Here is a 12,508-nt window from a genome sequence, read left to right as displayed (position 1 = left end):
CTTAAACCAGCCGCGGAGGCCTAATGCTCGGAGAGTCTGGGTGAACGCCAAAGGCGGGACATCCCGAAAGCGCCGTTGTCGCTGGGCCCCCGCCGCCCGGGTTCCCTGGCCGAGCTTGCGAGGCGAGGGAGGCGGTGGGGCGGGACGAGCGCAGGCGCCGAGGGATCGTGCCGCGAAAGCGGAAGCGCCCGCCCAAGCGGGACAGGCGCTTCAGAGTAAGAGTTAGATCGAGTATTCCGGAGCGGCCCAGACAACAACCTCGGGGTGCTCGTAGAACCGGTAGCCCTGGCCGCGGACGGTGCGCACGGTGTTGGCGAGACGGCCAAGCTTGGAGCGGAGGCGGCGGATGTGGACGTCGATGGTGCGCTCGTTGGGCACTTCTTCGGCGTTGCGCCACAGGCCTTCAAGCAGCTCGTCGCGGCCCACGGTACGGGTGCCGTTCTCCACGAGGTAGTTCAGGAGCTCGAACTCCTTGAAGGTCAGGTTCAGGGATTCGCCGTCGAGGTGTACTTCGCGGCGGGCAAGGTCGATCAGGACGCCGGAGGGGCGCGGTTCCTGCGGCTGCTGCGGCCGGGGGGTTTCGGTGCGCTGCCGGGTGTTGACGGTGGGGTCACCGAAGGTGGAACGGACGACGTCGAGCGCCGAGCCGGGCGTTCCGGCGGGGGCCACTGCAACCGCGGCGTAGCTCTCGGCACCGGACACCAGGGACTGGGCGTAGGCGCGGATCTCCTGTGCGAGCTTGGCGATGGAGGTACCTGCGGCGGCAGCGGTTTCCTCGTCGATGCCCATGTAGAGGACGAAGCCGCGGGCAACATTGTCGTTGGCGACCGGACGGACCGTGTTGGGTCCGGCCACGACGGGCGTGGGAGCGGTCACCGGCGCGGACTCGGCCGGGGTTACTGCGCGGAGCTGGCCGTAAGAGTTGGGGTTGTAGCCCTGGGGTGCATAGCCAGAGGCGGGGAAGCTGCTTCCGGGAGCTGAGGGTGCGAGCGATGGGCGCGGGGCGAAGCCGGGGCGGAGGCCGGAGGGCTGGCCGGCCTTGGCGGCGTTACGGACAGAAATGTGGACGTATCCGGATGCAACTGACATGGATGCTTACCTCAATGTGAATGGCCGTCATCACGGCTCGAATGCTGGGTTCCCCGCACTGAAAACTGGGGAGGGACGCCCGACGCTGGGCTGGGGGGCGAATGCCTGGAGAACTTCGAGGGGTGGGAAGGTCAGGCGTACATTCGACAACAGCGCATGTCGGCAGCAGCGGATGTGCTGGGCCAATAGTCTGCGGCTGCAGGTGCTGTTGAGTTCTTGTTCACAATGAGAGTGTGCAGCGTAACAATGCTAACTTGCAAGTAACAATGGACCGATCAGTCCGCATTATGAGACAGAATCCGGCTTTGTGGTGTAGATCACCATTCTGGCGTGCTGGCAGAACGTCATTCATTATCCAGCTCCCGGTCCCCCAGCTGCCGTTTTAGGGAACTTAATTCGGACCGGCGTCCGGTTTGCCCCCTTTTGTTCAAGTGCATGTGGAATACCAAAATCGGCAGGCCAGCGATGGTTCTTGTCCAGTGGCGCGCCGTCCCCGCGAAGAAAATTTGTCCCATCTTTCCAGGGGAGACCCGGGAATGCCTCCAAAGAAGAGTTTCAAAGTCTCTGCCCGCCCCACGCACTGTCCTACCGCAGCATCACTTCCACATCCAGCTGGCTAGGCTGGGATTCACAGCCGGGACACAGGAATCCCAAAGCCCCGGCTCAACGAGTGACCGGAGAGTTGTCCCATGGCCACACCGCACTCCATGACAAACAACCTTCCCCAGCTCTCCCACCCCGACGGATCCCCCATCCGCGCGCTGGTGGTTGATGACGAGCCGAGCCTCTCAGAACTCATGAGCATGGGCCTGCGCATGGCCGGCTGGTCCGTTGCTGTGGCAGCGGACGGGCCGGAAGCAGTGAAGCTTGCCAAGGACTTCCGCCCGGACGTCCTGGTCCTGGACGTTATGCTGCCCGGATTCGACGGCGTTGAGCTGCTGGGAAGGATCCGCACCTTCGCACCCGAGGTCCCGGCACTGTTCCTGACAGCCAAGGACGCAGTGCAGGACCGGATCGTGGGCCTGGCAGCCGGCGGTGACGATTACGTCACCAAGCCGTTCAGCATGGAGGAAGTCCTCCTGCGGCTGCACCGCCTGGTCCAGCGTTCCGGGGTGGCCGCCATGGATACGGCTGAGCTGGTGGTGGGCGACCTCGTCCTGAACATCGACACCCGCGAGGTGAGCCGGGCGGGCGAGGAACTCCAGCTCACAGCCACCCAATTCGCATTGCTCCGTTACCTGATGGAAAACCCCAAGCGGGTCATAAGTAAGGCGCAGATCCTGGACCGGGTCTGGGATTACGACTTCGGTGGCCAGGCCAACATCGTGGAGCTGTACATCTCCTACCTGCGCAAGAAGGTGGATGCGGTGCATCCGCCCATGATCCACACGGTGCGCGGGGCCGGATACGTCATCAAGCCAGCGGAGTAGGCGCCATGGCCTTACAACAGGCTGCGTCCCAGCGCCGGAGCTGGCTGAAGCCGAACACCTGGCACCTGCGCACCCGCCTCATCCTCCTTGCCATGACCCTGCTGATCGCCATCTGCGGCGCCGTGGGTGTGGTCAGCTACGCCTCCATGGACGCGTTCCTCACCCGCCAGCTTGATGACCAGCTCAGCCAGGCGGCGGAGCGGTCGAACGATCCGGGCCGGCCTCCCATGGGCGGCTTCAAAGGCCGGGATCCACTGGACGCCCGCGGCCAGAGTGTGGGCACCCTGAACGCCCGCATCCTCAACGGACAAGTCAACAGCGCCGGGTTCCTGGCCTCGGACACCACCCGCTCGCCACTGTCCGCCGAGGACAAGCAGGCCCTGCTGGCTTTGGCCACAGATGCACAGCCGGTGGACCGCACCCTCTCCAACGGCGACTACCGGTTGACAGCCGCGAAGACGGACTTCGGCGACGTGTTGGTGACCGGGCTCCCCCTCGCTGGCAAGGAAAGTACGCTCACTTCCCTCGTTTGGACCTTTGTGTTCGTATCCCTGGGCGGTCTGCTGCTGATCGGGCTGGCAGGAACAGTGCTGATCCGGCGCACCATGAAGCCGCTCGAGCAGCTGTCAGAGGTGGCCACGCGCGTTTCGCAGCTGCCGCTGGACGCCGGCGAGGTGGCACTCGCGGTGCGCGTCCCGCCGTCGAACTCCAACCCTGGAACGGAAGTGGGCAGCGTGGGCCACGCGCTCAACCTCATGCTGGACAACGTGGCCAACGCGCTGCAGGCGCGGCAGAAGAGCGAAACCAAGGTGCGGCAGTTTGTGGCCGATGCCTCGCACGAGCTGCGTACTCCCCTCACGGCCATCCGCGGCTACACGGAACTGATGCGGATGACCGAGAACTTCACCCCCGACGGCGAAAAGTCGCTGGCGCGCGTGCAGAGCCAGTCTGAGCGCATGACCGCCCTGGTGGAAGACCTGCTGCTGCTGGCCCGGCTCGATGAGGGCCAGCCGCTCAAGCTCAGCGGGGTGGATCTCACGCAGCTTGTGATCGAGGGCGTCAGCGACGAAAAGGTGATGGCCCCGGGCCACAACTGGCGGCTGGAGCTTCCCGAGGAGCCCGTGGTGGTCAACGGCGATGCCTCTCAGCTGCGCCAGGTCCTGATGAACCTGCTCTCCAACGCACGCAAACACACTCCCGCCGGAACCACTGTGGTCACCGGGGTGTGCACGTCGTCTGAGGGCGCGGCGGTAGTAACGGTAACGGACGACGGCGGCGGGATCCCTGCGGAGTTCGTGGACCACGTCTTCTCGCGCTTCGCCCGCGCAGACGCGGCCCGGAAGGGCGCGTCCGGCCAGTCCGGGGCCGCCGTTGCCGAAGGCACCAGCGGGCTGGGCTTGTCCATCGTGGAATCCATCGTCGAGGCCCACGGCGGCAGGGTAACGGTGACGTCACAGCCAGGGCGCACCCAGTTTGCCCTGCAGCTCCCCCTTCATTCGCTTTCGTAGCAAAGCGACGCGCCGCCGTCGTGATCTCTGTTACCAAAATGTGACTTAAGCGCCGGACTCCTGTACCGTCGATTGGGTGAGGTTCCTGATCGGGAACCCATATCCGGATGACGCCAAGCTCTGCCGCTTCCCGGATTCCGCTTGAGCAACGGCAGAGGCGGGGGACCCACCGTCCCGGGCAATGAGTGCCCTTGGGGTTAAGCACGCACGTGAATTTTTCCGTGCGGCCGGATGCCCTCATCCGAACCCGACAGCTAACTCCGCAGGTGTGAGAGGCGATTCATCATGTCCAAATTCCTGGTTAAACCGCGCCCGAAATCCGGGTCTGCACCCCACGCCGGACGCAAAGCCGGCAAGTTTCCCTTCATCGGCAAGCGCGCCGCTGTCTTCGCCGCATCCGCTGCACTCCTGGTAGGAGTCGGGGCGGCCGGACAGGCTACCGAGTCAAGCATCAGGGTTGCCGCCACCGAAACCCAGGCCGCCGAGGCCCAGTCCAACCTCAGCATCGAAAAGAGCGAAATCCGGGCCAACCCGGCACCGGCCCCCGCTGCTGAGGAGATTGCCGTGGCCCCGCAGGCGGCAGAGCCCGCACCGGCACCCGCTGCCGAACCGGCATCAGCGCCCGCAGCCGAAGCGGCACCGGCACCGGCTCCCGAGCCGGCCGCGGCTCCTGCTGCCGCTCCTGAGCCGGCCCCCGCACCTGAGCCGGCCCCCGCCGTCGCGGTCAACGACCCCGCCGGCGCCCAGGCTTACGCCGCCGGGCAGCTTGCCAGCTACGGCTGGGCGCCGGACCAGATGCAGTGCTTGGTAACCCTGTGGGACAAGGAATCCGACTGGACCACCACGGCTACAAACGCCAGCAGCGGCGCGTACGGCATCGTCCAGTCCCTGCCTGCTGAAAAGATGGCCAGCGCCGGTCCGGACTACCTGACGAACTACCGTACGCAGATCAACTGGGGCCTGAACTACATCCAGGAGCGCTACCAGTCCCCGTGTGGTGCGCTGAATTTCCACCTCTCCCACAACTGGTACTGAGTCCACAACTGGTACCGAGCACTCGGTGATCAATGCCCCATGGCGCGCGCCGTATCCGTGGGAGTGGCAAAAGGCCCGGCATACTGTGACCCATGAAGTTCACCACCACCATCCAAGGCAGCGGAAACAAGACCGGCATCGAAGTTCCCGATGAGGTCCTCGCGGCCTTGGACGCGGGCAAACGGCCGCCCGTAGTGGTGACCATCAACGGCAGGAGCTACCGCAGCAGCATCGCGGTGATGGGTGGCCAGAACCTCATTTCGCTCAGCGCAGCCAACCGCGAATTCGTTGGCGTTTCGGCTGGGGACACAGTTGACGTGGTCATCGAGCTCGACACCCAACCCCGCGTGGTTGAAGTCCCCGAAGACCTTGCCGCTGCGATGGCGGCGGAACCGGCCGCCCTGCAGTTCTACGCGACGCTGAGCTACAGCGCCCAGCGACGGTACGTGGAGCCGCTGGCCGACGCCAAGACGCCGGAAACGCGGTCGCGGCGTATCGCCAAGGTGGTAGCCGACCTTAAAGCCGGAAAGAAATGACTGTCCGGCCCGCCTCGTCCTGACTCGTCCGGACGGTGACAGCACTGTAATCCGCTACGTGCAGGACGCCTGCGGGCAGCGGGCCGGTGTTGGGTCCCACGGCCACCGTGCGGATTCCGGCGGCCACCCCTGCGGCGATTCCTGCTGGAGCGTCTTCGAACACCACGGCGTCCGCCGGGTCCACGCCAAGGTTGGCGGCGGCCTTCAGGTATCCCTCCGGATCGGGCTTGCCGCGGGTCACCCGTTCAGCTGTGACTGCTACGGCCGGCATGGGCAGGCCGGCTGCTTCCATTCGGATGCCAGCCAGGACGAGGTCAGCGGACGTGACCAGGGCGACGGCGTCCGCCGGCAGGGCTGCCAGCAACCGGGCAGCACCGGGCAGGGCCACAATCCCTTCGGTCCGGACGCGTTCCATCGCCCCGAGTTCGGCCGTCAGTGCCGGCACGTCAGCACCCTCAGGAGCAAACCGGGTGACAGTATCGCGTGCCTGGACGCCGTGCGAGGTGCGGAGAATCTCCTCCAGGTCCAGCCCGTAGCGCGCGGCGAATTCACCCCAGACCTGCTCCACCACCGCGGTCGAATCCACCAGGGTGCCGTCCATGTCAAAGAGCACGGCGCGGCACGTCAGGTTCCGGATTCCAGCAGGGGTGGAGGTTCCAGCAGGGGTGGAGGCAGCCATAGTTCCCATTCTGCCGGTAGATCTCAGCTTTCGCGGCCCGGGATGTACTGGACCGCCCACTTGTTGCCGTCGGGATCGGCAAAGTACACGAAGTGGCCCCATTCCTGCACGTCCACGTCGCTGACGTCCACTCCGTTGTCCTTCAGGTGCTTGTGGGCCGCGTGGATATCGTTGACCACCAGTTGGAGGTTCGACCCGGAGCCGGGAGGCGCGTCCGTAAGCCCTTCCCCAATGCAGATCGAGCAGGCCGAGCCGCGGGGGGTCAGCTGGACAAAGCGGATGGAGTCCGAGGGACGCTCATCAAAGTCCGGGTTGAATCCCACCTTGTTGACGTAGAAATCCTTGGCGCGGTCCACGTCCGATACAGGGACAAACACAAGTTCCAGTTTCCAGTCCATCCGCACAGGCTAGCGGCGCGAGGGGGAATGGAAAAGGGTTGTGGGCTAGCCTGCGATGCCGTACAGGCGGTCGCCTGCATCCCCGAGCCCGGGAACGATGTAGGACTTCTCGTTGAGCTTTTCGTCGATGGAGGCCAGGACGATGGTGACGTTCGCTCCCGAGAGTTCCTCTTCCAGCTTGGCCAGGCCTTCCGGGGCGGCCAGCAGGCATATGCAGGTCACGTCGGAGGCGCCTCGCTTGAAGAGGAACTTGATGGCTTCGCGCAGGGTCCCGCCAGTAGCCAGCATGGGGTCCAGGACAAAGATCTGCCTGTCCGTGAGGTCTTCCGGGAGGCGTTCGGCGTAGGTAATGATGTCCAGGGTTTCCTCGTCGCGGGCCATGCCCAGGAAGCCCACCTCGGCAGTGGGGACAAGCTTGGTCATGCCTTCGAGCATGCCCAAGCCGGCGCGCAGGATAGGCACCACCAGCGGGGTGGGCTTGGTGAACGCGGTTCCCACGGTGGTGCTGACCGGCGTTTGTATGGTGACGGGTTCGGTGCGGACCTCACGGGTGGCCTCGTAGGCGAGCAGCGTCACCAACTCCTCCGTCAGCTGCCGGAAGACCGGGGACGGAGTGTTTTTGTCCCGCAGGACGGTGAGCTTATGGGCGACCAGGGGGTGGTCCACAACGAGAGTGCGCATGGGTCAAAACTACCACCCGGTAGTTGCGCACATCCCCTGGCCTCAGCCCCGTGCGCCTGGCTGCGGGGGGCCGCCGTCGCTCCTTCCTGGAGTGCCGCCGTCGTGCGTTGCCGCAGTGCCGGCGCCCTGCTGCTCTTCGCCGGAATGGTCCTCGCGGATGACCGGATGCTCGAACGTGGGGGCAGGCCCGGCATGCTCCCGCTTCCGGATCAGATGGAACAGCCGGTGGGCAAGGATCACCATGCACACCCAGGCGAGCCCCAGGAACCACCCGGCCATCACGTCCGTGAGCCAGTGATGCCCCAAAAAGACCCGGCTCAGGCCCATGGCGATGATGAAGATCACTCCGGCGGTGATGGCTGTAATCCTGGCCCAGAGGATCTGGAACTGCAGGCACATGATGTAGACCAGCACCCCGATCACAACAGTGGTATTCAACGTGTGGCCGCTGGGGAAGGACGGCGTTGACTCGTAAGGCGGAACTGCTTCCGAATGGTCCGGGCGGGTCCTGCCTACCAGGCGCTTGCCGAAGGTGGTGGCGGTGGTGGAGACGAGCGCCGCCCCGCCCACCAGGACGATGGGTCGCCAGGTCCGGCTCAGGAAGGTCAGCCAAGCCGTGAGGATGCTGGCGAGGATGGGCATTCCGATTCCGCCGCCCACGTTGGTGAAGCCGGTGGCGAAGGCATCGAGTTCCGGGTTCCGCAGGGTTTGCGAGTATTCCAGGGCAGGAATATCCAGGCTGGCCAAGCCTTCGTCATCCACCACATTCGCATAGACCTCGGCTCCGAGCAGGGCCAGTGTGAGCACCAGGGCCCCGCCAATGATCAGGGTCAGCCACAGTGCCGCATACGGCTTGATCCACATGTCCACACGGTCTCGGACGGTGCTCATTATGCCTCCCGGCGGATGTACGTCACGGGCTCCGGATATCCTTTGAAACTATCATTGAGCCATGGTCTCCGCAGAGAAGAATCACGATGTGTGGATGGGTTTTGCCCTGGCGGAGGCCCGCCGTGCTCTGGTGACTGAGGATGTGCCGATCGGCGCCGTGGTGATAGGGCCCGACGGCGCTGTGCTGGGTTCTGGACGGAACCAGCGGGAGGAGCTGGGAGACCCCACCGCCCACGCAGAGGTAGTGGCCATCCGGGAGGCCGCTGCCCGGTTGCGGGAGCTGTCCATGGCCGACGACGGAAGCGGAGACGGCTGGCGGCTGGCGGACTGCACCCTGGTGGTGACGCTGGAACCGTGCGCCATGTGCGCCGGCGCGATTGTCCTGGCCCGGATCCCCCGCGTGGTTTTTGGGGCGTGGGACGAGAAGGCCGGCGCCGCTGGTTCGGTGTTTGACGTCCTCCGCGAACGCCGGCTCAATCACTGGGTTGAGGTGTACGCGGGGGTCCGCGAGGCCGAATGCGGCGGGCTGCTGCGGGACTTTTTCCTGGAGCACCGAACGCGGATTTAGGGTGCTTGGTTTCAAGCCCCGATTTTTCAGGCCGCCCGGGCGAAGCCGAGGTGTTGCTCCGCCAGCCGGACCAGGTGCTCCGGAACGTCCGCTTCCTCCCAGTGCCTGCCCCGGCCCAGAAATACGGCTGTTCCGCGTACAAGGTGGCCGTCCGCACCGCACTCGCTCAGCAGCTGGGTTGCGCGGAGGTTGGGAAGCAGGCCCGAAGCGTGACCCTCCGCGTTCACGTAGACGTGCCAGTCTCCCCGGATGATGCCCTCCGCGGGCCCGCCAACCAGCTGTTCCAGGTCGCGCGGAAGGTCTTCCAGGCGCTCCAGCCGCAGGGGGTCCGTACTGTTCGCCGGAATGATCAATGCTGTGTAATTTGCCGTGTTCACGATGGTTTCTCCACCTGATTTAACAGCTGTGAGCGATCGGATGTTCCCGCTGCATCGGCGGCCCCTAGGGCTCTGTGTCCCTTGTTTCTGAGCCTGCCATGGTGGTGACTGCCTCCAGCACAAGCCGGGCCGGCCGCTCCCATCCGGGCAGCCTGTCCCTTGTCTCCAGGGCTGAAGCCCGCCACGCTACCCTGGTGCCGCCGTCCTGCAGCCAGTCCCGCAGCACTCCCGCCAGGAGGGCCGGATTCCCGGGAGCATCATTGGCCTGGAAGCTCACGGCCGTTCCCGGCAGCCGTCCGTTTTTCCCCGCTCCAGGCGCGGCAAAGCCCAGGGCCTCCACAGCGCCGGTTCCAGCCCGTACCACCGCGGGGATTCCGTGTGCCAGCGATTCCGTGACCACCATGCCGAACGCCTCAGCTTTTGAAACCAGGACGCTGAGGTCCGCGCGGTTCCATTCGGCTTCGAGTGCCGGGCCCTTCCGTTCACCGGTTATGCGCACCCGGCTCTCCAGCCCATGAGCGGCGACGGCTGCACGCACACGTCCGGCGTATTCCGGGTCCGCCTCGACCGCACCCACCAGTGATGCGGTCCATTCGAGCTCCCTAATTTTGGCCAGGGCTTCGACCACCAGCACCTGGTCCTTGTTCGGCAACAGCGCGGCCACGGTAATGATGTGCGGCGGAACCGAGCCTTCCGCCAACGGCGCCCTGTCGGTCCCGGGCAGGGCGACGCGGAGTCCCCGCAGGTGGTGCCGCTTTTCGAGGATGTCCGCGGCCCAACTGCTGGTGCAGATGACTCCCGAAGCCGCGCGAAGCGACCGGGCCTCGAGATCGTAGTTTGCCGGCGCCGGCATATGCACCAGTACCCAGGTTTCCCGTCCGGCTTTGGCGGCAGACTCCAGCGAATCAGGTGCACCCATGGCGATCAGTCCGTCGACAATTGCCACGGCTGCCCCGGGCACCTCGCCAGGTTCCCCTGCGCCGAGCATAGTGCCCAGCCGCCGTCGTTCCTTTGCAGTGGACTCCGGCCAGGAGCCTTCCACCGGGAGCACTTCCACTTCGGCACCCAAAGCCCGCATGCCCGCTACCAGCCGGGCGTTGTAGACGTTGCCACCCGAGTTATGGCGGATGTTGGCGGGCACGAGCAGCCGAAGCGAGCGCATGGGTTCAGGCGGCGCGAAGGTCCAGCGAGTAGGTTGCCCAGGCGTCCGGGTTCTCCCGTAAGGTGACGTCGATTCCGGCGAGCTGGCCGCCGTCGTCGTCTTCCTTCAGCTTTTCCGCCACGGACTGCGCGATGTATTCCGCCAGGGCCTCGGTGGTGCTGAGCTTGCCTTCGAAGTCAGGGTGCTCGTCCAGGTTCCGGTAGTTCAGCCCGGCCAGCACCTCCTCGATGATGGTGCCTGCGGCGCCGATGTCCAGGACGATGGCGTTGTCGCTGAGCGTCCGACGGCGGAAAGCCACCTCCGCGACAAACGTTGCCCCATGCAGGGCCTGGGCAGGACCAAAAGCCTCCCGGGGAAGGCTGTGGGCGATCATAAAATGGCGGCGGACGGTCAGGTTGAACATGGCTACCTCTGGTCTTCGGCGGATGCTTCGCGGATGGGGTTTTCGGGGTGGGCTTCCCGGGATTTTTCGTCCTGGGGGTACTCGATGACGTGGCACAGTGCGTCCAGCGTGCCGTCTGCCAGTTCCTGCACCACGCCGGGCAGTTCGGAGAACGGTGAAGAGCCGGTCAGGAAGGCATCGAACACCGGATCCGCGAGGAGTGATACTGCCAGGTCCAGGCGGTCGGCGTTCGTTCTGCGATGCCGCCGCGCCCGCGCCACTGCTCCTACCTGGCTGGCCCTGATGGACAGCCGGCGGGCGTGGAAGTCTTCTCCCAGCGGGAGGGTGACCTCGCGGTTGGCGTACCAGGACATCTCGATGACGTCGCCTTCATCACCCACCAGCTGCAGGCTGCGCTCCAGCCCTTCCTGGGAAGCGGAACAGTGAAAAACGATGTCGCAATCGGCAAGGGCATCGTCCGGGTGGACGAACTCCACACCCACGGTGTCTGCAAGCTGCTTCCGCCCCGGATCCAGGTCCACGAGCTGGAGGCGCTGCAAGGGAAAGCTCCGCAGCAGGGCAGCAACCATGCCGCCCACCAGGCCTGCACCGACGACGGCGACGCGGTCACCCAGGCGCGGACCGGCCTCCCACAGAGCATTAACGGCTGTTTCCACTGTTCCGGTGAGGACCGCGCGCGGGGACGGTACGTCATCCGGAATTTTGGTGAGCGCAGCCAACTCCACTACGTACAGGTCCTGATGCGGGTTCAGGCAGAACACGCGCTGGCCGATCCACTCCGCCGGCCCTTCCTCCACCACGCCTACGGACAGGTAGCCGAACTTCACAGGACCGGGGAAGTGCCCCTCCTGATGCGGGGCGCGCATCTTTTCTGCGACCCGGGGCGGGACCGAGCCGTGGTGGACCACCATCTCCGTGCCTTTGCTGATTCCCGAGTACAAGGTACGAACCAGGGCCTCACCTGCTCCGGGTGCCGGCAACTCCTCGGGCCGGAGCTCACCGTGCTCCCGGGCCGTTGTCCAGTAAGCCGTTGCATGTCTTGGCGCGCGTGAATTAGTCATCTTGCTGATGAATCTAGCTGCCTTGGTGCGTTGGGGAAAGTTGAGGCAGCAATGATTGCCGCGTTGCTGCTTCCTAACCGCAGACACTCTGGACGCTCGGTGGGCCCGCCCTCGCGGGATCCTCGATTCGGACGGCGCTTTCGGGTCCGGCCCCATTCGATCCCGGCATACTCGACCCGCACGTTCCTGTTTCCCCAGGCACACCGAGCGCACGCGCAGGGTTCCAAGGCGCTCTCGACTCGGACGACCTTTGTCCCCGACACACTCGCCCGGGTCACATTCGATGGCACTCCATCTCCGCAGCCTCAAGCAATACGAAGCCCTCCACGACGGTTCACGTAACGCCAGCGTTTGCATCATGCGCCATCTCCGGGAAGAGGTCTTCCGGGATCGGGTCTGTGGTGGTGTCTGCCGATAGGAACCAGTCCGCGAAGGTCTCTTCGGGAATCTCGTTTCGCCAAGATTCAGCGGCAGCTGAGTAGTCCGGCGGTGGCCATTTCTCCAACGGGTCGCCGGATGGTGGGCACAGATCCGACGGGTCATCGGGCGGCTCCCACAGGTCCAGGAGGTCGTCAAAGGCGCGGATGCTTTCCGGCACGGCTTGTTCTGGCCAGTGGGGTGGTTCCCAGTCCTGATGTTCGCTTTTGTAGTGCCGGCCCGTGGGTGAGATCCAGCCGGGTGGTTCGGTTG

Annotated in this window: 14 protein-coding genes, 1 pseudogene and 1 riboswitch; of the genes and pseudogenes, 5 read left to right on the top strand and 10 right to left on the bottom strand. The window is 65.2% G+C overall.

All coding sequences use genetic code 11. The features are described 5' to 3' along the window. Window positions 1-222 precede the first annotated feature (222 nt). Window positions 223-1,089 (bottom strand): winged helix-turn-helix domain-containing protein, encoded by an 867-nt coding sequence (locus QRN11_RS21080; protein WP_091422146.1) that lies wholly within the window; start codon window positions 1,087-1,089, stop codon window positions 223-225. Between the two features lie 689 nt (window positions 1,090-1,778). On the opposite strand from QRN11_RS21080, the gene QRN11_RS21075 reads away from it, so the two are divergent. The 4 genes from QRN11_RS21075 to QRN11_RS21060 all read left to right on the top strand — a co-directional run bounded on the left by QRN11_RS21075 (window position 1,779) and on the right by QRN11_RS21060 (window position 5,598). After that, complete coding sequence (locus tag QRN11_RS21075) at window positions 1,779-2,519, top strand: response regulator transcription factor (protein WP_285314381.1); 741 nt, start codon at window positions 1,779-1,781, stop codon at window positions 2,517-2,519. Between the two features lie 5 nt (window positions 2,520-2,524). Continuing rightward, entirely contained in the window at window positions 2,525-4,027 is a 1,503-nt protein-coding gene (locus tag QRN11_RS21070; protein WP_285314380.1) for a sensor histidine kinase, read from the top strand. Between the two features lie 118 nt (window positions 4,028-4,145). Next, window positions 4,146-4,307, top strand: a riboswitch (cyclic di-AMP (ydaO/yuaA leader). 5 nt (window positions 4,308-4,312) lie between these two features. After that, window positions 4,313-5,062: an aggregation-promoting factor C-terminal-like domain-containing protein gene (locus tag QRN11_RS21065; protein WP_285314379.1), complete on the top strand. Its 750-nt coding sequence runs from the start codon at window positions 4,313-4,315 to the stop codon at window positions 5,060-5,062. Window positions 5,063-5,154: 92 nt separating this feature from the next. After that, a complete protein-coding gene (locus QRN11_RS21060) occupies window positions 5,155-5,598 on the top strand; it encodes a YdeI/OmpD-associated family protein (RefSeq protein WP_285314378.1) in 444 nt (147 codons plus the stop codon). Here QRN11_RS21060 and QRN11_RS21055 read toward each other — a convergent pair. From QRN11_RS21055 to QRN11_RS21040, 4 genes are read right to left on the bottom strand one after another with little or no spacing between them, the layout of a single operon-like run. Continuing rightward, a complete protein-coding gene (locus tag QRN11_RS21055) occupies window positions 5,579-6,277 on the bottom strand; it encodes an HAD-IA family hydrolase (RefSeq protein WP_285314377.1) in 699 nt (232 codons plus the stop codon). The two genes, QRN11_RS21060 and QRN11_RS21055, sit on opposite strands and share 20 nt — an antisense overlap. 23 nt (window positions 6,278-6,300) lie before the next feature. Then, window positions 6,301-6,675: a glyoxalase superfamily protein gene (locus QRN11_RS21050; RefSeq protein WP_091422124.1), complete on the bottom strand. Its 375-nt coding sequence runs from the start codon at window positions 6,673-6,675 to the stop codon at window positions 6,301-6,303. A gap of 45 nt (window positions 6,676-6,720) precedes the next feature. Then, window positions 6,721-7,356, bottom strand: a complete 636-nt coding sequence (upp, locus tag QRN11_RS21045) for a uracil phosphoribosyltransferase (protein ID WP_285314376.1) — start codon at window positions 7,354-7,356, stop codon at window positions 6,721-6,723. Window positions 7,357-7,398: 42 nt separating this feature from the next. Further along, window positions 7,399-8,247 carry a phosphatase PAP2 family protein gene (locus tag QRN11_RS21040; protein WP_285314375.1) on the bottom strand — a complete coding sequence of 283 codons (849 nt, stop codon included), beginning with the start codon at window positions 8,245-8,247 and terminating at the stop codon, window positions 7,399-7,401. A 61-nt stretch (window positions 8,248-8,308) separates the two neighbouring features. Here QRN11_RS21040 and QRN11_RS21035 point away from each other — a divergent pair, with 61 nt between their 5' ends. Further along, window positions 8,309-8,815 carry a nucleoside deaminase gene (locus tag QRN11_RS21035; RefSeq protein WP_285314374.1) on the top strand — a complete coding sequence of 169 codons (507 nt, stop codon included), beginning with the start codon at window positions 8,309-8,311 and terminating at the stop codon, window positions 8,813-8,815. Window positions 8,816-8,841: 26 nt separating this feature from the next. Here QRN11_RS21035 and QRN11_RS21030 read toward each other — a convergent pair whose 3' ends face one another. From QRN11_RS21030 to QRN11_RS21010, 5 genes and pseudogenes are all read right to left on the bottom strand, one after another. Further along, window positions 8,842-9,192 (bottom strand): DUF3846 domain-containing protein, encoded by a 351-nt coding sequence (locus tag QRN11_RS21030; protein WP_285314373.1) that lies wholly within the window; start codon window positions 9,190-9,192, stop codon window positions 8,842-8,844. Between the two features lie 64 nt (window positions 9,193-9,256). Next, entirely contained in the window at window positions 9,257-10,354 is a 1,098-nt protein-coding gene (locus tag QRN11_RS21025) for a glycosyltransferase family 4 protein (RefSeq protein ID WP_285314372.1), read from the bottom strand. Between the two features lie 4 nt (window positions 10,355-10,358). Next, window positions 10,359-10,757, bottom strand: a complete 399-nt coding sequence (locus tag QRN11_RS21020; protein WP_285314371.1) for a 6-pyruvoyl trahydropterin synthase family protein — start codon at window positions 10,755-10,757, stop codon at window positions 10,359-10,361. 2 nt (window positions 10,758-10,759) lie between these two features. Further along, complete coding sequence (locus QRN11_RS21015; protein WP_285314370.1) at window positions 10,760-11,818, bottom strand: zinc-dependent alcohol dehydrogenase; 1,059 nt, start codon at window positions 11,816-11,818, stop codon at window positions 10,760-10,762. Window positions 11,819-12,152: 334 nt separating this feature from the next. Continuing rightward, a pseudogene (locus QRN11_RS21010) lies at window positions 12,153-12,508 on the bottom strand (hypothetical protein); the annotation flags it as partial.

Source organism: Pseudarthrobacter sp. fls2-241-R2A-168 (assembly GCF_030209335.1).
GTDB lineage: Bacteria > Actinomycetota > Actinomycetes > Actinomycetales > Micrococcaceae > Arthrobacter.
Note: the sequence above shows the minus strand (reverse complement) of the source record. Positions and strands in the feature narration are given on the sequence as shown.

Excerpts from the sequence above, each read along its gene's own strand:
- QRN11_RS21040 (WP_285314375.1), bottom strand. The coding sequence starts at position 8,247 with ATGAGCACCGTCCGAGACCGTGTGGACATGTGGATCAAGCCGTATGCG.
- QRN11_RS21075 (WP_285314381.1), top strand. The coding sequence starts at position 1,779 with ATGGCCACACCGCACTCCATGACAAACAACCTTCCCCAGCTCTCCCAC.
- QRN11_RS21020 (WP_285314371.1), bottom strand. The coding sequence starts at position 10,757 with ATGTTCAACCTGACCGTCCGCCGCCATTTTATGATCGCCCACAGCCTT.
- QRN11_RS21080 (WP_091422146.1), bottom strand. The coding sequence starts at position 1,089 with ATGTCAGTTGCATCCGGATACGTCCACATTTCTGTCCGTAACGCCGCC.
- QRN11_RS21025 (WP_285314372.1), bottom strand. The coding sequence starts at position 10,354 with ATGCGCTCGCTTCGGCTGCTCGTGCCCGCCAACATCCGCCATAACTCG.
- QRN11_RS21065 (WP_285314379.1), top strand. The coding sequence starts at position 4,313 with ATGTCCAAATTCCTGGTTAAACCGCGCCCGAAATCCGGGTCTGCACCC.
- QRN11_RS21055 (WP_285314377.1), bottom strand. The coding sequence starts at position 6,277 with ATGGCTGCCTCCACCCCTGCTGGAACCTCCACCCCTGCTGGAATCCGG.
- QRN11_RS21015 (WP_285314370.1), bottom strand. The coding sequence starts at position 11,818 with ATGACTAATTCACGCGCGCCAAGACATGCAACGGCTTACTGGACAACG.
- QRN11_RS21060 (WP_285314378.1), top strand. The coding sequence starts at position 5,155 with ATGAAGTTCACCACCACCATCCAAGGCAGCGGAAACAAGACCGGCATC.
- upp (WP_285314376.1), bottom strand. The coding sequence starts at position 7,356 with ATGCGCACTCTCGTTGTGGACCACCCCCTGGTCGCCCATAAGCTCACC.
- QRN11_RS21070 (WP_285314380.1), top strand. The coding sequence starts at position 2,525 with ATGGCCTTACAACAGGCTGCGTCCCAGCGCCGGAGCTGGCTGAAGCCG.
- QRN11_RS21050 (WP_091422124.1), bottom strand. The coding sequence starts at position 6,675 with ATGGACTGGAAACTGGAACTTGTGTTTGTCCCTGTATCGGACGTGGAC.
- QRN11_RS21035 (WP_285314374.1), top strand. The coding sequence starts at position 8,309 with ATGGTCTCCGCAGAGAAGAATCACGATGTGTGGATGGGTTTTGCCCTG.